Raw genomic sequence first — 19,415 nt, forward strand, 5'->3', positions numbered from 1 at the left:
GGGGGGTCGGGGCGGGCGTTGGCGCGGGGGGGGCACCCCACGCCGGGGGGGGGGTGCGGCGCCCCGGGCGGCGCTGCCCCGGTGGGCGCCCGGGCCCCCCCCCCCGCCCCCCCGCACCCGCGGGGGGGGGCGGGCGCCGCCCGGCGCCGGACCCCGACGGTCGCTGCCCGCAGGTCAGTTGTGGGCGTGCAGGTCCGCGTTCAGGCCGCCCCAGGAGCCGGAGCGGGCGATGACCTCGACCGCGCCGGTCTGCGAGTTGCGACGGAACAGCAGGTTGTCCTGGCCGGACAGCTCGACGGCCTTGGCCACCGTGCCGTCCGGCGTGGTGACCCGGGTGCCGGCGGTGACGTAGAGGCCGGCCTCGACCACGCAGTCGCTGCCGAGCGAGATGCCGATGCCCGCGTTGGCGCCGAGCAGGCAGCGCTCGCCGACCGAGACGACCTGCTTGCCGCCGCCGGACAGGGTGCCCATGATCGAGGCGCCGCCGCCGATGTCGCTGTGGTCGCCCACGACGACGCCCGCGCTGATCCGGCCCTCGACCATGGAGGTGCCCAGCGTGCCGGCGTTGAAGTTGACGAAGCCCTCGTGCATCACGGTGGTGCCGACGGCCAGGTGCGCACCGAGCCGGACGCGGTCGGCGTGGGCGATGCGCACACCGGTCGGGGCGACGTAGTCCGTCATCCGCGGGAACTTGTCGATCCCGTAGACGGCCAGCTGGCCGCCCTGGGCGCGCACCGCGAGGCGGGTCTGCTCGACCTTGTCCACCGGGACGGGGCCGATGCTGGTCCACGCGACGTTGGCCAGCAGGCCGAAGATGCCGTCCAGGTTCTGGCCGTGCGGCTTGACCAGGCGGTGGCTGAGCAGGTGCAGGCGCAGGTACACGTCGTGCGTGTCGAGCGGCTTCTCGTCCAGCGAGGCGATGGTGGTGCGCACGGCGACCACCTCGACGCCGCGGCGCGCGTCGGCGCGCAGCGCCTCGGCCGCGCCGGCGCCGAGCTCGGCCTCGGCCTGCTCGGCGGTCAGGCGGACGGTGCCGGCCGGGCCGGGCTCGGCGGCCAGCGCGGGGGCGGGGTACCAGGTGTCGAGGACGGTGCCGTCGGCGGCGATGGTGGCCAGACCGGTGGCCACGGCGCCGGTCGCCGGGGAGGTGGATTCGAGCGAGGTGGATTCAGCAGTCACATCGTGCACGTTAGCCAATGCGGGGCCCCGGTGCCGAACACGCCCACCGTGCGGACGTGCCCGACGGACGTCCCGGCCACCGGGGTGCCGGCCGGGAAAACCCGGTGCTCAGGGCCGGGACGCTGGGCAATACTTCGGCGGGTGTTCATGTCGATCTCCACCACCGGCAGCGCCGAGAGCCCGGCGACGGATCTCGGGTTCCTGCTGCACAAGCATCCCGGCAAGGTCCAGCGGTTCGCCACGTCGCACGGTGAGGCCCACGTCTTCTACCCGCAAGCGGGGGACGAGGTCTGCACGGCGGCGCTGCTGCTGGACATCGACCCGGTCGCACTGGTTCGCAAGGGCCGGGGCGACGGCAAGGGGCGCGGCGGCTCGCCCGACTTCGCGCTCGCCCAGTACGTCAACGACCGGCCGTACGCCGCGTCCTCGCTGCTCGCGGTGGCGCTGCGGACGGTGTTCCGGTCCGCGATGAAGGGCGCCTGCCCGGTCCGCCCCGACCTTCCGGGGCAGGCCCGTCCGCTGCGGATCGAGCTGCCCGCCGTGCCCGCGAACGGCGCGGGCGAGGGCGGCGGTCCGGGCATGGTGACCCGGCTGTTCGAGCCGCTGGGCTGGCGGGTCGAGGCGGCGGCGATCCCGCTGGACGAGGCGTTCCCGGAATGGGGCGACTCCCGGTACGTGCGCGTCGCGCTCTCCTCCGACACCGTGCGGCTCGCCGACGCGCTCCAGCAGCTCTACGTGCTGCTGCCGGTGCTGGACGGCGCCAAGCACTACTGGGTCGCCCCGGACGAGGTGGACAAGCTGCTCGCCGCCGGCGAGGGCTGGTTGGCGGTCCACCCGGAGCGGGCCCTGATCGCCCGCCGCTACCTCGCCCGGCGCTGGTCGCTGACCAGGGCCGCGATGGAGCGCCTGGAACTGGCCCGGCTCGCGGAGGCGGACGACCGCGAGGTCGAGGAGATCGACAACGCGGTCGACGACCGGCCCGCGGAGGAGCACGGCCGGGCCCACGGCGCCGAGAACGGAGCGGAGAGCGCCGCGGAGAGCGCCGCGGCGAACACCGCGGCGAACACCGCGGAGAACGGCGCCGAGAACACCGCGGAGCCCGTGCAGCCCCGTCCGCCGTCCCTCGCCGAGCAGCGCCGCACCGCGATCCTCGACGCCCTGCGCGAGACCGGCGCCGCCCGCGTCGCCGACCTCGGTTGCGGCCAGGGCGAGTTGATCGGCGAACTGCTGAAGGACGCCCGCTTCACCGAGATCCTCGGCGTGGACGTGTCCGTGCGGGCGCTGCAGGCGGCGAACCGCAAGCTGCGCCTGGAGCGCCTGCCCGAGCGGCAGGCGGCCCGGGTGAAGCTGGCGCAGGGTGCGCTGACGTACACCGACGCCCGGCTGAAGGGCTTCGACGCCGCGGTGCTGTGCGAGGTGATCGAGCACCTGGACCTGCCGCGGCTGCCCGCCCTGGAGTACGCCGTGTTCGGTGCCGCCCGGCCGAGGGCCGTCGTGGTCACCACGCCGAACGCCGAGTACAACGTCCGCTGGGAGACCCTGCCGGCGGGCAGCGTCCGGCACGCCGACCACCGCTTCGAGTGGTCCCGCGCCGAGTTCCGTGCCTGGGCCGAGAAGGTCGCGGCCGCCTACGGGTACGCCGTGGTGCTGCGCCCGGTCGGCCCGCAGGACGAGGAGGTCGGCGCACCGACCCAGCTCGCCCTGTTCACCACCGCGACCGAGCCCGCGGCCGTCACCACCCCGGCCACCGGCGACGCAGACACCCGCATGGCCGCCACCCCCGAATCGTCCGCGCCCGCCGAACCGCCCGCGCCCGCCGAACCGTCCGCGCCCGCCGAACCGTCCGCGCCTGCCGAACCGGCCGCCCCCGAACCGCCCGCGACCAGCGACCAGACGACGCCCGAAGGAGGCGAACCCCGATGACCGACGCCGCAGCCGACGGAACCACCGAGAGCACGACCCCCCGCCGCCTCCCCGTCACCGATGTCTCACTCGTCGTCCTGATCGGCACCAGCGGAGCGGGCAAGTCCACCTTCGCCCGCCGCCACTTCCTGCCCACCCAGGTCGTCTCCTCCGACTTCTGCCGCGGCCTGGTCGCGGACGACGAGAACGACCAGTCCGCCTCCGCCGAGGCCTTCGACCTCCTCCACTACATCGTCGGCAAGCGCCTGGCGGCCGGCCGGCTGACGGTCGTGGACGCCACCAACGTCCAGCCCGAGGCACGTCGCCAGCTGGTGCGGATCGCCCGCGAGCACGACGTGCTGCCGATCGCGATCGTCCTGGACGTCCCGCCGGGGGTGTGCGCCGAGCGCAACCGTTCCCGCCCGGACCGCCAGCTGCCCGCCCACGTGATCCCGCGGCAGAACCGCGAGCTGCGCCGCTCCCTGCGCGGGCTGGAGCGCGAGGGCTTCCGCAAGGTGCACATCCTGCGCGGCGAGGCCGAGGTGGCCTCCGCCGAGATCGAGCTGGAGAAGCGCTACAACGACCTGCGCCACCTCACCGGCCCGTTCGACATCGTCGGCGACATCCACGGCTGCCGGTCCGAGCTGGAGACCCTGCTCACCCGCCTCGGCTACACCCTGACCCGGGACGAGCAGGGCCGCCCGGTGGACGCCGCGCACCCCGCGGGCCGGACCGCCGTCTTCGTCGGCGACCTGGTCGACCGCGGCCCCGACACCCCGGGCGTGCTGCGCCTGGTGATGGGCATGGTGGCGGCCGGCCACGCGATCTGCGTGCCCGGGAACCACGAGAACAAGCTCGGCCGGTCGATGGACGGCAAGAAGGTCACCGTCTCGCACGGCCTGCAGGAGTCGCTGGACCAGCTGGCGGGCGAGTCGGAGGAGTTCAGGACCGAGGTCCGCGCGTTCATGCGCGGCCTGGTCAGCCACTACGTGCTGGACGGCGGCGCCCTGGTGGTCTGCCACGCCGGTCTGCCGGAGCGGTACCACGGTCGCAACTCGGGCCGGGTCCGCTCGCACGCGCTGTACGGGGAGACCACCGGCGAGACCGACGAGTACGGCCTGCCGGTGCGCTACCCGTGGGCGGAGGAGTACCGCGGCCGGGCGCTGGTCGTCTACGGCCACACCCCGGTGCCGACCGCGAGCTTCGTCAACAACACCATCTGCCTGGACACCGGCTGCGTCTTCGGCGGCAGCCTGACCGCGCTGCGCTACCCGGAGCGCGAGCTGGTGAGCGTCGAGGCGGAGCGCGAGTGGTACGCCCCGGTGCGTCCGATGATCACCGACGCGCCGGGCGCCCGCGAGGGCCGCCCGCTGGACCTCGCCGACGTGGCCGGGCGCCGGATCGTGGAGACCGGCCTGCACGGGCGGGTCGCCGTCCGGGAGGAGAACGCGGCGGCCGCGCTGGAGGTGATGAGCCGCTTCGCGCTGGACCCGCGGCTGCTCGCCTACCTGCCGCCGACCATGGCGCCGAGCCCCACCTCCCGCCGGGACGGCTACCTGGAGCACCCGGAGGAGGCCTTCCTCGCCTACCGCGCGGACGGCGTGCGGCACCTGGTGTGCGAGGAGAAGCACATGGGCTCGCGCGCGGTGCTGCTGGTCGCCCGGGACGGCGGCGCACTGGAGCGCCGCTTCGGGGTGGCCGGCCCCGGCGCGATCTGGACCCGCACCGGCCGCGCCTTCCTCCACGACGACGGGCTGACCGCCGCTGTGCTCGACCGGGTGCGGGAGGCCGCCGAGCGCGCCGGCCTCTTCGAGGAGCTGGGCACCGACTGGCTGCTGCTGGACGCCGAGCTGATGCCGTGGTCGCTGAAGGCGGTGGAGCTGCTCCGCCGTCAGTACGCGGCGGTCGGTGCGGCGGCGGGCGCCGCCCTGCCGGAGGTGCTGTCCGCGCTGGAGCGGGCGGCCGGGCGCGGCCTGGACCTGGCGGACCTGACCGCCCGCCAGCGGCAGCGCTCCGCCGACGCGACCGCGTTCACCGAGGCGTACCGGCGCTACTGCTGGCCGACCGAGGGCCTGTCGGGAATCCGGCTGGCGCCGTTCCAGCTGCTGGCCGCCGAGGGGGCGAACCTCGCGGTGCGCCCGCACGACGAGCACCTGACCTGGATCGACCGCCTGGTGGCCGCCGACGCCGACGGCGCCGACGCCACGGAGGGGAAGGAGCCGGTGCTGCACCGCACCGGCCGGATCCTGGTGGACACCGAGGACGAGGCTTCGACGGCCGCCGCCACCGCCTGGTGGGAGGAGCTGACCGGGGCGGGCGGCGAGGGCATGGTGGTCAAGCCGCTGGCCTCGCTGGTGCGGACCTCGCGCGGCGAGGGCCGTCCGGGTGGCCTGGTGCAGCCCGGGGTGAAGGTCCGCGGCCGGGAGTACCTGCGGATCATCTACGGCCCGGACTACACCGAGTACCTGGACCGGCTGCGGCAGCGCTCGCTGGGCCACAAGCGCTCGCTGGCGTTGCGCGAGTACGCGCTGGGCCTGGAAGCGCTGGACCGGCTGGCGGCCGGGGAGCCGTTGTGGCGGGTGCACGAGCCGGTGTTCGCGGTGCTGGCGCTGGAGTCGGAGCCGGTCGACCCGCGCCTGTAGCCGTGCCGCGACCCCGCCGGGGGAGCAGGGTGGAGGGGAGTCCCGGAGAGCGGGGCTCACCTCCACCGCCCCGTTCCTGTATAGAAATTCCGAACATCGTATACACTTGCCAGCCTTCCCCCCTCGTCCCGTCACCCCAGGAGCCCGGCATGGCCTTCAACCTCCGGAACAGGCACTTCCTCAAGGAGCTCGACTTCACGCCCCAGGAGTTCCGTTTCCTGGTGGACCTCGCCGCCGGGCTCAAGGCGGCGAAGTACGCGGGCACCGAGCAGCCCCGGCTCCGCGGCAAGAACATCGCGCTGATCTTCGAGAAGACCTCCACCCGCACCCGCTGCGCCTTCGAGGTCGCCGCCCACGACCAGGGCGCCACCACCACCTACCTGGACCCGTCGGCCTCGCAGATCGGCCACAAGGAGTCCATCAAGGACACCGCCCGGGTGCTCGGCCGGATGTTCGACGGCATCGAGTACCGCGGCCACGGCCAGGAGGTCGTGGAGGAGCTCGCCGCGCACGCCGGCGTCCCGGTCTGGAACGGCCTCACCGACGAGTGGCACCCCACCCAGATGCTGGCCGACGTGCTCACCGTCACCGAGCACACCGTCAAGCCGCTGACCGACGTCGCCCTCGCCTACCTCGGCGACGCCCGCTCCAACATGGGCAACTCGCTGCTGGTCACCGGCGCCCTGCTCGGCATGGACATCCGGATCGTCGCCCCGCGCGCACTGTGGCCGACCGAGGACGTGCAGAAGTCGGCGCAGGCCCTGGCCGAGTCGACCGGCGCCCGGATCACCCTGACGGAGGACGTGGCCGAGGGCGTGGCCGGCGTCGACTTCCTCTACACCGACGTCTGGGTCTCGATGGGCGAGCCCAAGGAGGTCTGGGCCGAGCGGATCGAGCTGCTCAAGCCCTACCAGGTGTCCATGGAGACCGTCCGGGCCACCGGCAACCCGGCCGTGAAGTTCCTGCACTGCCTGCCCGCGTTCCACGACCTCGGCACGGTGCTCGGACGGCAGATGTACGAGGCGACCGGCATGACCGAGCTGGAATGCACCGACGAGCTGTTCGAGTCGCCGCACTCCATCGTGTTCGACCAGGCCGAGAACCGCCTGCACACCATCAAGGCGGTCCTGGTCGCCACCCTCGGCTCCTGAAGCCTCGGGCCTGGGGCCCGGACCCGCAGGAGCCCGGGCCCCGAGACCCCGTGAGGGTCAGCGCTCCAGCTTGACGCAGGCCACCCGGTCGCCCGCCCCGCGCGGGCCGGCGACCGGGGTGCCCGCGTGCAGCACCAGCGAGCGTGCCTCCCCCGGCCGCGGCTGCCAGTCCACCGCGGTGGTGGCGGTGCCCTTGCCGTGCCCGTCGGTACGCAGCACCAGCCGCAGCTCGTTGCGCTCGTTGGCGTACGCCGGGTCGGTGGACGGCTGCACCGGGTCCGTCACGTCCTGGTAGTGCGGCCCGGAGGACGCCGGGTCGGCCCCGCAGCCGCCGGTGTGCAGGTGCGCCGGGAACCGGTGGTCGGGGGCGAGCCCGGACACCGTCAGGGTGAGCACCGTCCGCCCGGGCGCCGAGCGGTCGGTGACGACCACGGCGTGCGAGCCGTACGGCACCAGGTCGGCCGCGTAGCTGACGGCGGACGGCGGGACGAAGGCGCTGGCCGGGTCGAAGTCGGCCTCGACGACGGAGACCGGCGAGGCGGCGGGGGTGAGCAGGGCCAGCGGCAGCAGGGCGGCGGCGAGCGGAGCGGTCATCGGTCGGGCCTTCCACGGGGCAGGGCGACGGTCTCCCTGCTAACGGCACCGGCCCGCGCAGGACACCGCACGCAGGACACCGCGCACCGCACGCAGCACAGCCCACACCGCGCGCAGCGCACCGCACCGCACGCAGGACAACCGCGGGAAGGACAACCGCGGGAAGGACAACCGCGGGAAGGACAACCGCGGGAAGGACGCCGCCCTCAGGCCGGCTCGCGCCGGATCCCCCGGATCTCGCAGCGCGGCCCGCTGGCCCGCATCAACCGCAGGTCGGCCGTGACCAGTGGCGCCCCGTACCGCTCGGCGACCGCGACGTACGCGGCGTCGTCCGGGGTCAGGTTGTCCTTGAGCTCCCAGATGCGGCCGAGCAGCGGCGCCACCTCGACCTTGCGGATCGCCACCGCGGCCAGCTCGCCGGTGAGTTCGGCGACCCGCGCGGCGGTCACTTCCTTCGCCAGGTAGAGGCCGCGCAGCGACTGCATCACCTCGACCACGATGTGCTCGGGCGCCACCCACTCGCTGTCGGAGGCGAGTTCGGCCCGGGCGGCGGCCCCGCGCGGGCCCTCGTCGGCCAGCGCCAGCACCAGCGCGGACGCGTCCACCACGATCATCGGAGGCCCCCTCTGCCTGTCACGTCACGGGCCACCGTACCGGCCCCGGACTTGGCCCGCGGAGGCGGAGGCGGAGGCGGAGGCGGACGGGGCGCGGGCCCGTCCCGCCGGCGGCGGATCAGCGCCCGAGCAGGAACCCGGCGAGCACCGAGGCGGCGTTGGCGGTGGCGGAGGCGGCCCAGGGCGCCGCGGTGCGCGGCGGCAGCCCGGTGAGGGGCGCGAGCAGGGCGCCCTCGACCAGGCAGACGCCGGCCTCGCCGAGCCCGAACGCGGTCCAGTACGCTGCGGCGGGCCCGGCGGCGTACGGCCGCAGGGACCACCAGAGCAGCGGGTGCGTCAGCAGGTTGACCAGGACGGCGGCACCGGCGGCCCGGGACGGCCGCAGCCCGCCCGCCCGGGTGAGCGCGACGGTGTAGACGGGGACCTCGACCAGCAGGGTGAGGGCCAGGGCGAGGACGTAGGGCACGGCGGGGATCGTGCCACGGGGAGGGGACCATGGCCACCGGGGTCGTAACCGCACCGGCGTCGGCGGCCGCGCCGGTCTGGCCCGGGCCCGGGCCGGCCGTCCGGCTGGGCGTCGCGCCGTTCGCGGGGTTCGCGCTGTCGGCCGCCCTGGCGCTGGTGACCGCCCTGCGGGCGCCGACCGGGCTGGCGGTGCTGGGCCTGGCGGCCTTCGGCCTGCTGCACAACGTGCTGGAGCTGCGCTACGTGGCGGGCCGGTTCGCCGTCGTCCTGGCCGGCCCGCTGCTGCGACTGCTGCTGGTGCTGGTGACCGGCATCGTGCTGTGCCGCCTGCTGCCGCCCTCCCGGGCCGCGCAGACGGTGGAGATCCTGCTGGCGTACGGCCTGCTGGCGGCGGCGTGCCGGTACGGGTTGCGCGGCCGACCGCGGCTGCTCGCCGGGAGCGCGGTGCTGCTGGTCGGGGCCGGTGCGGCTTCGCTGTCCTTCCCCGCGTACCACTTCGTGGTGCTGGCCCACCTGCACAACGTGGTGCCGCTACTGTTCCTGGCCGAGTGGTCGCGTCGGCTGCCGCGGGGGCGGTGGGCGTTCCTGGCGTTGCAGTCCGGCTGGGTGCTGCTGGTGCCGGCCCTGCTGCTGAGCGGCCTGCTGGACGGGCTGCTGTCGCAGCGGCCCGGCGGCTGGACGGACCGGCTGGCGGCGGCCTACACCCCGCCGGCGCTGCTGACGCCGGAGGCGGGCCTGCGCTTCCTGGCGGTGTTCGCCTTCCTGCAGACGATGCACTACGTCGTCTGGGTCTGGTTCCTGCCCCGGTACGCGCCGGAGGCGGCGGAGCGGTTCGACGCCCGGGTGCCCGCGCTGCGCGGCGGGCGGGCGTGGGCGCTGGGTGCGGGGGCCGGCGCGCTGCTGGCCCTGCTGTTCGCGCTGGACTACGCCCAGGGCCGGTCGTTGTACGCGGCGCTGGCCGCCTATCACGCCTACCTGGAGTTCCCGGTGCTGCTGATGCTGGTGCTGGGCCTCGGCGCGGGCCGCTCGGAGGCCGGGCGGCCGCCGGGTGGACCGCAGGAGAACGCACAGGGAGCGGAGGTGAAGACATGAGGACGATCCTGCTGGCCGACATCGCCCCCTCGCCGACCGACGGTTCCGGTGGTGAGCTTGTGGTGGTGCTGCTGATGGCGGCGGCCGTGGTGGCGGGAGCGGTCTGGCTGATCAGGCTGGAGCGCAAGCGGCGCGGCCCGGACGACCAGTGAGCCACGGCATGCACTATGGTTTATCTCGACATCGAGATAACTGCCCCTTACGATATATCTCGACATCAAGATACTTGCCGAGAGGCGCTCACCGGCGATGCGGGCAAGGCAAGCCTAACTAAGGCTGACCTTACCACCGCGTGGCGGCCGGATATCGCACGAAGCACCCAGAAGGAGTCAGTCGTGTCCGCGAACAGCTTCGACGCCCGCAGCTCGCTGCAGGTGGGCGACGAGTCGTACGAGATCTTCAAGCTCTCCGCCGTCGAGGGTTCCGAGCGGCTGCCGTACAGCCTCAAGGTGCTGCTGGAGAACCTGCTCCGCACGGAGGACGGCGCGAACATCACCGCCGACCACATCCGGGCCCTCGGCGGCTGGGACGAGAACGCCCAGCCGAGCCAGGAGATCCAGTTCACCCCGGCCCGCGTGATCATGCAGGACTTCACCGGCGTGCCGTGCGTGGTCGACCTCGCCACCATGCGTGAGGCCGTCAAGGAGCTGGGCGGCGACCCGGCCAAGATCAACCCGCTGGCCCCGGCCGAGCTGGTCATCGACCACTCGGTCATCGCCGACAAGTTCGGCACCAAGGACGCGTTCACCCAGAACGTCGAGATCGAGTACGGCCGCAACAAGGAGCGCTACCAGTTCCTGCGCTGGGGCCAGACCGCCTTCGACGAGTTCAAGGTCGTCCCGCCGGGCACCGGCATCGTCCACCAGGTGAACATCGAGCACCTGGCCCGCACCGTCATGGTCCGCGGCGGCCAGGCGTACCCCGACACCTGCGTCGGCACCGACTCGCACACCACCATGGTCAACGGCCTGGGCGTGCTCGGCTGGGGCGTCGGCGGCATCGAGGCCGAGGCCGCGATGCTCGGCCAGCCGGTCTCCATGCTGATCCCGCGCGTCGTCGGCTTCAAGCTGACCGGCGAGCTGCCGGCCGGCACCACCGCCACCGACCTGGTGCTCACCATCACCGAGATGCTGCGCAAGCACGGTGTGGTCGGCAAGTTCGTCGAGTTCTACGGCGACGGCATCGGCTCCATCCCGCTGGCCAACCGCGCCACCATCGGCAACATGTCGCCGGAGTTCGGCTCGACCTGCGCGATCTTCCCGATCGACGCCGAGACCATCAACTACCTGCGTCTGACCGGCCGCGACGAGCAGCAGCTCGCCCTGGTCGAGGCCTACGCCAAGGAGCAGGGCCTCTGGCACGACCCGTCGGTCGAGCCGGTCTACTCCGAGTACCTGGAGCTGGACGTCTCCACCGTCGTCCCGTCGATCTCCGGCCCGAAGCGCCCGCAGGACCGCGTGATCCTGGCCGAGGCCGCCGAGAGGTTCGCCGAGGCGCTGCCGACCTACTCCGCCGAGGCCTCGAAGCCGACCGCCGTCACCGCCCCCGACGGCTCGACCTACGAGATCGACAACGGCGCGGTCGTGATCGCCTCGATCACCTCCTGCACCAACACCTCCAACCCCTCCGTCATGCTGGGCGCCGCCCTGCTGGCGAAGAAGGCCGTGGAGAAGGGCCTGCACGTCAAGCCCTGGGTCAAGACCACCCTGGCGCCCGGCTCCAAGGTCGTCATGGACTACTACGAGAAGGCCGGCCTGCTCCCGTACATGGAGAAGCTGGGCTTCAACCTGGTCGGCTACGGCTGCGTCACCTGCATCGGCAACTCGGGCCCGCTGCCCGAGGAGGTCTCGGCCGCCGTCAACGAGTCCGACCTCGCGGTCGTCTCGGTGCTCTCCGGCAACCGCAACTTCGAGGGCCGGATCAACCCCGACGTCAAGATGAACTACCTGGCCTCCCCGCCGCTGGTGGTCGCCTACGCCCTCGCCGGCAACATGAACATCGACATCACCAAGGACGCCCTGGGCCAGGACGCCGACGGCAACGACGTCTTCCTCGCCGACATCTGGCCGTCCGAGCAGGAGGTCGCCGACACCGTCGCCGGCTCCATCGACGAGGCCATGTTCGACAAGGGCTACCAGGACGTCTTCGCCGGCGACCACCGCTGGCAGTCGCTCCCGGTCCCGACCGGCAACACCTTCGAGTGGGACGCCGAGTCCACCTACGTCCGCAAGCCCCCGTACTTCGAGGGCATGGCCAAGACCCCGAGCCCGGTGACCGACATCGCCGGCGCCCGCGTCCTGGCCAAGCTGGGCGACTCGGTCACCACCGACCACATCTCCCCGGCCGGCAACATCAAGCCGGGCACCCCGGCGGCGCAGTACCTGACCGCCAACGGTGTGGAGAAGCGCGACTTCAACTCCTACGGTTCCCGTCGTGGCAACCACGAGGTGATGATCCGCGGCACCTTCGCCAACATCCGCCTGCGCAACCAGATCGCGCCGGGCACCGAGGGCGGCTACACCCGCGACTTCACCCAGGCCGACGCGCCGGTGTCGTTCATCTACGACGCCTCGCAGAACTACCAGGCCGCCGGCACCCCGCTGGTCGTCCTGGCCGGCAAGGAGTACGGCTCCGGCTCGTCCCGCGACTGGGCCGCCAAGGGCACCGCGCTGCTCGGTGTCAAGGCCGTCATCGCCGAGTCCTACGAGCGCATCCACCGCTCGAACCTGATCGGCATGGGCGTCCTGCCGCTGCAGTTCCCGGAGGGCGAGAACGCCGACTCCCTCGGCCTGACCGGCGAGGAGACCTTCTCCTTCACCGGCGTGACCGAGCTCAACGAGGGCCGCACCCCGAAGACCGTCAAGGTCAAGGCCGGTGACAAGGAGTTCGACGCGGTCGTCCGCATCGACACCCCCGGTGAGGCGGACTACTACCGCAACGGCGGCATCCTGCAGTACGTGCTGCGCTCGCTGATCAACGGCTGAGCTCCGGCATAGCGCCCGAAGGGGCCGGACCGCACCACGCGGTCCGGCCCCTTCCGCATGCCGCACCGGCCCTGCGCACCGCGCCGGCCGGACCGGCCCCCTTGTGCGGTGAGCGGCGGATGGACTAAACCTCTGTCCCATCTGGTCCAGACCATTTGACGCCGCTTCAGAGAACAGGTCCGGTATGCCCACTCGCGCCTCAGCCCTGCTCGCCGCCGCCACCGTCGCCGCGCTGCTCGCCGCCACCGCCCCCGCCTCCGCCTCCGACGGGCGGCACGGCCCGAAGCCGAACGGCCAGCGGGTCGGCTACTTCACCCAGTGGGGCGCCGACAGCTCCGCCAAGCGGGTCCAGGAGACCGGCCAGGCGGCCAAGCTCACCGTCATCAACTACGCCTTCGGCAACGTCTCCGCCGACGGCACCTGCTTCCAGACCAACGACGCCGGCCAGGGCGACGCCCACGACGACTACCAGCGCGCCTTCTCCGCCGCCGAGTCGGTGGACGGCGTGGCCGACGCCCCGGAGCAGGAGCTGAAGGGCCACTTCAACCAGCTGCGCAAGCTCAAGGCGAAGAACCCGCAGCTGCGCACGGTCATCTCGCTGGGCGGCTGGAGCTGGTCCAGGTACTTCTCGGACGCGGCCGCCACCGACGAGGCCCGCAAGAAGTTCGTCTCCTCCTGCATCGACCTCTACCTCAAGGGCGACGTCCCGGTCCTGGCCGGCTCCCCGGAGGGCGGCAGGGGCGCCGCCGCGGGCGTCTTCGACGGCATCGACATCGACTGGGAGTACCCGGGCGGCGGCGGGGACGCGGGCAACGTCGTCCGCCCCGAGGACGGCCGCAACTTCACCCTGCTGATGCGGGAGTTCCGCCGCCAGCTGGACGCGCTGAGCGGGAAGAAGGGCAAGCACTACCTGCTGACCGCCGCCGTCGCCGCCAACGAGACCGTCGCCGACCGGCTCGAACTGCCCGAACTGAGCCGGTCGGTGGACTGGCTCAACCTGATGGCCTACGACCTGCACGGCCCCTGGGAGGGCAAGGGCCCGACCGGCCACCAGGCCAACCTCTACTCCGACCCGGCCGATCCGGACCCCCGGCAGCGCAGCGCCGACCAGACCGTGACGCACTACCAGGAGCGCGGCCTGCCCGCCGGACAGCTCGTCCTCGGCGCCCCGCTCTACGGCCACGGCTGGACGGGCGTCGCCGCCGGCCCTCGCGCCGGCCTCTTCCAGAGCGCCACCGCCGCCGCGCCCGACCGCTCCTACCGGGAGGTCGAAGCGCTGCCGGGCACGGTCCACGTGGACCGCGACCACGGCGCGTCCTGGAAGTACGACGGCACCACCTTCTACAGCTACGACACCGCCGAGGTGCTCACCCGGAAGGCCCGCTACGCGCGGTGGAACGGCCTGGGCGGCGTGATGGTCTGGTCGCTGGACGGGGACGACGCCCGGGGCAGCGCCATCGCCGCCCTGGACCGCGGCCTGCGCCGCGACTGACGTCCGCGCACGACTGACGTCCGCGCACGACCCGCGCGACCACGCACGACCCGCGCGACCGCGCGAAGGGCCCGCCGTGACGAGCACGGCGGGCCCCGGGTTCCGCGGGCTCAGGCCCGGTCGCAGGCCTGCGCCCGCAGCGCGCGGGCCAGGTCGTCGCGGCGCTCCAGCACCAGGCGGCGCAGCGCCGGCGCGGCCTGCGGGTGCCCGTCCAGCCAGGCGTCGGCCTCGGCCAGGGTCTGCTCGTCGGTCTGGGCGCTCGGGAAGAACCCGCTGACGAAGCGCATCGCGATCTCGATGGTCCGCTCGGCCCAGATCCTCTCCAGCAGCTTGAAGTACGGGGCCGCGTAGAGGGCGGTCAGGTCGCGGTGGGCGGGCAGCGCGAAGCCCGCGATGTCGGCCTCGACCAGGGCGTTCGGCAGCTCGTCCGAGTCGACCACGGCCGACCAGGCGGCGGCCTTGGCCTCCGGCGTGGGCCGGGCGGCCAGGCACTGGGTGTACTGGCGCTTGCCGCTCGCGGTGTTGTCGGCGGCCAGCTCGGCGTCCAGCTCCTCGTCGGTGGCCTGGCCGGCGGCGGCCAGGGCCAGCCACAGCGACCAGCGCAGTTCCTGGTCCACGTCCAGGCCGTCGATCCGGGCGCTGCCGGCCAGCAGGCCGCGGACCAGGCCGAGGTGCTCGGCGCCGCCCGCGGTCTGGGCGAGGAAGCGGGCCCAGGCCAGCTGGTGGTCGCTGCCGGGGACGGCGTCGCGCAGCTCGCGCAGGGCGCCGTCGGCGAGCAGCCGGCCGCCCTCGCCGCGCCAGGCCGGGTCGGCGTACAGGTCGACGGCGGTCTTGGCCTGGGCGTGCAGCGACTGCAGCACGCCGATGTTGCCCTCCTGGCCGGCGAAGCGCAGCACCAGGGCGACGTAGTCGCGGGCCGGCATGAGGCCGTCCCGGGTGAGGTTCCAGACGGCGGACCAGGCCAGCGCGCGGGCCAGCTGGTCGTCGATGTCGCCGAGGCCGGTGCGCAGGGCCTCCAGGGAGTCCTCGTCGAAGCGGATCTTGCAGTAGGTCAGGTCGTCGTCGTTGAGCAGGACGAGCGCCGGACGGGGCTTGCCGGCCGCCGCGGTGACGACGGTGCGGGCGCCGGTGACGTCCAGCTCGATCCGCTCGGTGCGCACCAGGGCGCCGTCGGCGTTCCGGTCGTACAGGCCGACCGCGACGCGGTGGGGGCGCAGCACCTCCCCGTCCTGCAGGACGGCCAGTTCGGTGATCCGGCCCTCGGCGTCGCTGGTGACCTGCGGGGTGAGCGCGTTGACGCCGGCGGTCTGCAGCCAGGCGGCGGCCCAGGCCTTGAGGTCGCGGCCGCTGGTCTCCTCCAGGATGTCCAGCAGGTCGGTGAGCTCGGTGTTGCCGAAGGCGTGGCGCTTGAAGTAGCGGCGGGCGCCCTCGAAGAAGGCCTCCGAACCGGCGTACGCCACCAGCTGCTTGAGGACGGAGGCGCCCTTGGCGTAGGTGATGCCGTCGAAGTTGAGCTTGGCGTCCTCCAGGTCCCGGATGTCCGCGGTGATCGGGTGCGTGGTGGGGAACTGGTCCTGCCGGTAGGCCCAGGCCTTGCGCTGGTTTGCGAAGGTGACCCAGGCGGAGGAGTAGCGGGTGCGGGCGCCGATCAGGCCGTAGGAGCCCATGAAGTCGGCGAAGGACTCCTTCAGCCACAGGTCGTCCCACCAGCGCATGGTGACCAGGTCGCCGAACCACATGTGCGCCATCTCGTGCAGGATGACGTTGGCCCGGCCCTCGTAGGCGGCGTCGGTGACCTTCGAGCGGAAGACGAACTCCTCGCGGAAGGTGACGCAGCCGGGGTTCTCCATCGCGCCGATGTTGTACTCGGGCACGAACGCCTGGTCGTACTTGCCGAAGGGGTACGGGTAGTCGAACTCCTCGTGGAAGAAGTCGAGTCCGAGCTTGGTGACGCCGAGGATCTCGTCCGCGTCGAAGTACGGGGCGAGGGACCGGCGGCACATGGCGGAGAGCGGGATCTCCAGGGTGCTGCCGTCGGCGAGCTCGCGGCTGTAGTGGTCGCGGACGACGTGGTACGGGCCGGCGACGACCGCGGTGAGGTAGGTGGAGATCGGCTTGGTCGGCGCGAACTCCCAGGTGCGGGCACCGTCCTCGGCGGTGACGTCCTCGTGCGGGGCGTTGGACCACACGTCCCAGGCACCCGGGGCGGTCACCGTGAAGGTGAACGGGGCCTTCAGGTCGGGCTGTTCGAAGGTCGCGAACACCCGGCGGGCGTCGGCCGGCTCGTAGTGGGTGTAGAGGTAGGTCTCGCCGTCCACCGGGTCGACGAAGCGGTGCAGGCCCTCGCCGGTGCGGCTGTAGGCGCAGTCCGCCTCGACGGTCAGCACGTTCTCGGCGGCGAGGCCCTCGACGTGCACCCGGGCGCCGTCGTAGGCGGTGGCCGGGTCGAGGGCGCGTCCGTTGAGGGTGACCGAGCGGACGGCCGGGGCGAGCAGGTCGAGGAAGGTGTCCGCGCCGGGCTGGGAGCAGCGGAACGTGATCGTGGTGGTGGAGCGGAAGGTCGCGGCCGCCCGGTCCGGGGCCGAGGTCACGTCCAGCCGGACCCGGTAGCCGTCCACGGCCAGGATGCTGGCCCGCTGCTGGGCTTCGTCGCGGCTGAGGTTCTTGCCCGGCACGGCGGTACTCCTTTGTCCGGCTCGCACGGTGGTGCGCGTGTGGGTGGTGCGGTCTCGGTGCGCGGTGTCGTCCGTGCACGCGGCACCATCCTGTCACGCTCCGGGCCGCCGGTACCATTGCACAGACCGACGCGTCCGCGGCGGAATCAGCGGCGTCCTGCGGGTGTTGGGCTACACGGGGAACACACCCCTGCCCGGATCACCTCACGAAGGACGACACGCAGTGACTGCTGCCGCTGAGCGCAAGACCGCCGACTTCTGGTTCGACCCGGCCTGCCCGTGGGCGTGGATGACCTCCCGCTGGCTGATCGAGGTTCAGCAGCTGCGTCCGGTCGACGTGCGCTGGCACGTGATGAGCCTGTCGGTGCTGAACGAGCACCGGGACCTCCCGGACAACTACCGCGAGCTGCTGAACAACGCCTGGGGCGCGGTGCGGGTGTGCATCGCCGCCGCCGAGAAGCACGGTGAGGAGGTGCTCGGCCGGCTCTACACCGAGCTGGGCGTGCGCTTCCACAACCAGGGCCTCCCGCAGAACCGCGAGACCATCGAGGCCGCCCTGGTGGCCGCCGGCCTGCCCGTCGAGCTGGCCGACGCGGCCGGCACGGACATCCACGACGAGGCCCTGCGCGCCTCCCACAAGGAGGGCATCACCCTGGTCGGCGAGGACGTCGGCACCCCGGTGATCGCCGTCGAGGGCGCGGACGGCGAGCGGGTCGCCTTCTTCGGCCCGGTGGTCACCCCCGCTCCGAAGGGCGAGGCCGCGGCCCGGCTGTGGGACGGCACCCTGCTGGTGGCCTCCACCCCGGGCTTCTACGAGATCAAGCGCACCCGGACGGCCGGCCCGTCCTTCGAGTAGCCCTGCAGTCGCAGTCGCAGTCGCCGTCGGTGCGGTCCTTGCCGTCGACGACTGCGGCGATGCGAAGGGGCCCGGTACCGCAAGCGGTACCGGGCCCTTTTCGGTGTCCGGGCTCAGCGGGCGGCGGCGTCCCGGCGCTGCTTGAGCAGTCCGGCGCCGGTCAGCGCCGCGACCAGCACCCCGGCCGCGTACAGCTGCTCCCGGTTGCCCTCGGTGGTGGTCATCAGTGCGAGGATGCCGGCCACGGCGGCCATCGCGACCCACGTCAGGTACGGGTAGCCCCACATCTTCACGGTGAGCAGCTCGGGCGCCTCGCGCTCCAGCCGGCGGCGCATCCGCAGCTGGACCACGCAGATGAACAGCCAGACCACCAGGATCGCCACACCGGTGGTGTTCATCAGCCAGGTGAACACCGTCTCCGGCCAGAACTTGGCGGCCAGCACGGCGCCGAAGCCGAACAGGCAGGAGGCCAGCACGGCCCGGCGCGGCACCCCGCCGCTGACCTTGGCCAGCACCTTGGGGCCCTGGCCGCGGCCGACCAGCGAGTACGCCATCCGGGAGGCGCCGTAGATGTTGGCGTTCATCGCCGACAGCAGCGCTACCAGCACCACGACCTGCATGATCGCCCCCGCGCCGGGCACCCCGAGGTGGCGCAGCACGGTGACGTACGGGCCGTCGGTGACGACCGACGGGTCCTTCCAGGAGACCAGGGTGACCACCAGGGCCATCGAGCCGATGTAGAAGATCGCGATCCGCCACACCGCGGTGCGCACGGCGTTGGCGACGTTCTTCTTGGGGTCGTCGGACTCGGCGGCGGCGATGGTGACGGTCTCCAGACCGCCGTACGCGAAGACCGAGGCGAGCAGGCCGACGATCAGTCCGCTGACGCCGGTGGGCAGGAAGCCGCCGTGGCCGGTGAGGTTGTCGGCGCCGGGGGCGCCGGGGCCGATCACCCCGGCGATGCCGAGCCCGCCGAGGACCAGGAAGGCGATGATCGCGGCGACCTTGATCGTGGCGAACCAGAACTCGAACTCGCCGAAGTTCTTCACCGCGGTGAGGTTGCTGGCGCAGAAGAAGACCATGAACAGGGCGACCCAGACCCAGGAGGAGACGCCCGGTATCCAGCCGTTGACGATCTTCCCGGCGGCGGTGGCCTCGGCGGCGACGCCGCAGCAGAGCATCACCCAGTACATCCAACCCGCGGTGATCCCGGCCCAGGGGCCGATCTCCTTCTCGGCGTGCACCGAGAACGAGCCGGAGGCGGGGCGGGCCGCGGACATCTCGCCGAGCATCCGCATGATGAGCATGACGAGCAGGCCGGAGAGCACGAAGGCCAGGATGATCGCCGGGCCGGCGGCCGCGATGCCCGCGCCGGAGCCGACGAAGAGGCCCGCGCCGATCACCCCGCCGAGGGCGATCATCGACAGGTGGCGCTGCTTCAGCCCGTGCGAGAGCTGCTGGCTTCCCGGCGCCGACTCGGTGGCGTCGGTGGTCCCGGGCGCCGTGGGCGCGGAGGTGGGGGCCATAGGGGTGCTTCCAGACTGTGCGGTATGCGACATGAGTTGTCCAATATCCGGGGACACCTCTGCCCATGCCAAGAATGTCCGGCCCGGGCCCACATTGCGGACCGGGCGGGCACGCCGGGTGCCGTCGCCGTGACCGTGTGTCACTTCGGGCCGGATCCGACAACGCCCGAGGGCGGGGCTTTGTCCGAAACCGTGCCGCTCGCGCAGTGGATCACCGCGTAGGTTCACAGGTGTTCACCCACT

The 19,415-nt window shown here is 72.9% G+C and carries 14 protein-coding genes; 8 read left to right on the plus strand and 6 right to left on the minus strand.

Annotated elements, in window-relative coordinates; genetic code table 11:
- Positions 1-174: 174 nt before the first annotated feature.
- Complete coding sequence (gene dapD / locus ACIRST_RS20930; RefSeq protein WP_350526065.1) at positions 175-1,179, minus strand: 2,3,4,5-tetrahydropyridine-2,6-dicarboxylate N-succinyltransferase; 1,005 nt, start codon at positions 1,177-1,179, stop codon at positions 175-177.
- Between the two features lie 141 nt (positions 1,180-1,320).
- On the opposite strand from dapD, the gene ACIRST_RS20935 reads away from it, so the two are divergent.
- From ACIRST_RS20935 to argF, 3 genes are all read left to right on the plus strand, one after another.
- Positions 1,321-3,102: a 3' terminal RNA ribose 2'-O-methyltransferase Hen1 gene (locus ACIRST_RS20935; protein WP_402803506.1), complete on the plus strand. Its 1,782-nt coding sequence runs from the start codon at positions 1,321-1,323 to the stop codon at positions 3,100-3,102.
- Entirely contained in the window at positions 3,099-5,723 is a 2,625-nt protein-coding gene (locus ACIRST_RS20940) for a polynucleotide kinase-phosphatase (RefSeq protein ID WP_402803507.1), read from the plus strand. Before ACIRST_RS20935 ends, ACIRST_RS20940 begins: the two co-directional genes overlap by 4 nt.
- 149 nt (positions 5,724-5,872) lie before the next feature.
- Entirely contained in the window at positions 5,873-6,874 is a 1,002-nt protein-coding gene (argF, locus tag ACIRST_RS20945) for an ornithine carbamoyltransferase (protein WP_396551685.1), read from the plus strand.
- Between the two features lie 57 nt (positions 6,875-6,931).
- On the opposite strand, the gene ACIRST_RS20950 is transcribed toward argF, so the two are convergent.
- From ACIRST_RS20950 to ACIRST_RS20960, 3 genes are all read right to left on the minus strand, one after another.
- The gene (locus ACIRST_RS20950; RefSeq protein ID WP_402803509.1) at positions 6,932-7,468 is read right to left on the minus strand and encodes a superoxide dismutase family protein; all 537 of its coding nucleotides are present in this window, start codon (positions 7,466-7,468) and stop codon (positions 6,932-6,934) included.
- A gap of 206 nt (positions 7,469-7,674) precedes the next feature.
- Positions 7,675-8,082, minus strand: a complete 408-nt coding sequence (locus ACIRST_RS20955) for a type II toxin-antitoxin system VapC family toxin (RefSeq protein WP_402803511.1) — start codon at positions 8,080-8,082, stop codon at positions 7,675-7,677.
- A gap of 118 nt (positions 8,083-8,200) precedes the next feature.
- The gene (locus tag ACIRST_RS20960) at positions 8,201-8,548 is read right to left on the minus strand and encodes a hypothetical protein (protein WP_350526071.1); all 348 of its coding nucleotides are present in this window, start codon (positions 8,546-8,548) and stop codon (positions 8,201-8,203) included.
- A gap of 29 nt (positions 8,549-8,577) precedes the next feature.
- Here ACIRST_RS20960 and ACIRST_RS20965 point away from each other — a divergent pair, with 29 nt between their 5' ends.
- The 4 genes from ACIRST_RS20965 (at position 8,578) to ACIRST_RS20980 (ending at position 14,115) form a co-directional block, all read left to right on the plus strand.
- Positions 8,578-9,639, plus strand: a complete 1,062-nt coding sequence (locus tag ACIRST_RS20965) for a hypothetical protein (protein ID WP_402803513.1) — start codon at positions 8,578-8,580, stop codon at positions 9,637-9,639.
- Entirely contained in the window at positions 9,636-9,791 is a 156-nt protein-coding gene (locus ACIRST_RS20970; protein ID WP_350526073.1) for a hypothetical protein, read from the plus strand. Before ACIRST_RS20965 ends, ACIRST_RS20970 begins: the two co-directional genes overlap by 4 nt.
- A gap of 183 nt (positions 9,792-9,974) precedes the next feature.
- Positions 9,975-12,623 (plus strand): aconitate hydratase AcnA, encoded by a 2,649-nt coding sequence (acnA, locus tag ACIRST_RS20975; protein WP_350526074.1) that lies wholly within the window; start codon positions 9,975-9,977, stop codon positions 12,621-12,623.
- A 184-nt stretch (positions 12,624-12,807) separates the two neighbouring features.
- Entirely contained in the window at positions 12,808-14,115 is a 1,308-nt protein-coding gene (locus ACIRST_RS20980; protein ID WP_402803516.1) for a glycoside hydrolase family 18 protein, read from the plus strand.
- A gap of 110 nt (positions 14,116-14,225) precedes the next feature.
- Here ACIRST_RS20980 and pepN read toward each other — a convergent pair whose 3' ends face one another.
- Entirely contained in the window at positions 14,226-16,790 is a 2,565-nt protein-coding gene (gene pepN, locus ACIRST_RS20985) for an aminopeptidase N (RefSeq protein ID WP_402803518.1), read from the minus strand.
- Positions 16,791-17,013: 223 nt separating this feature from the next.
- Between pepN and ACIRST_RS20990 the strand changes: the two genes are divergently transcribed.
- On the plus strand, positions 17,014-17,646 hold the full coding sequence (locus ACIRST_RS20990; RefSeq protein WP_396551692.1) for a disulfide bond formation protein DsbA: 633 nt from the start codon (positions 17,014-17,016) through the stop codon (positions 17,644-17,646).
- Between the two features lie 113 nt (positions 17,647-17,759).
- Here ACIRST_RS20990 and ACIRST_RS20995 read toward each other — a convergent pair whose 3' ends face one another.
- Positions 17,760-19,172 carry an amino acid permease gene (locus tag ACIRST_RS20995; RefSeq protein ID WP_350526077.1) on the minus strand — a complete coding sequence of 471 codons (1,413 nt, stop codon included), beginning with the start codon at positions 19,170-19,172 and terminating at the stop codon, positions 17,760-17,762.
- Between the last annotated feature and the right edge of the window lie 243 nt (positions 19,173-19,415).

The sequence above is a fragment of the Kitasatospora sp. NPDC101447 genome (assembly GCF_044767225.1).
Lineage (GTDB): Bacteria > Actinomycetota > Actinomycetes > Streptomycetales > Streptomycetaceae > Kitasatospora.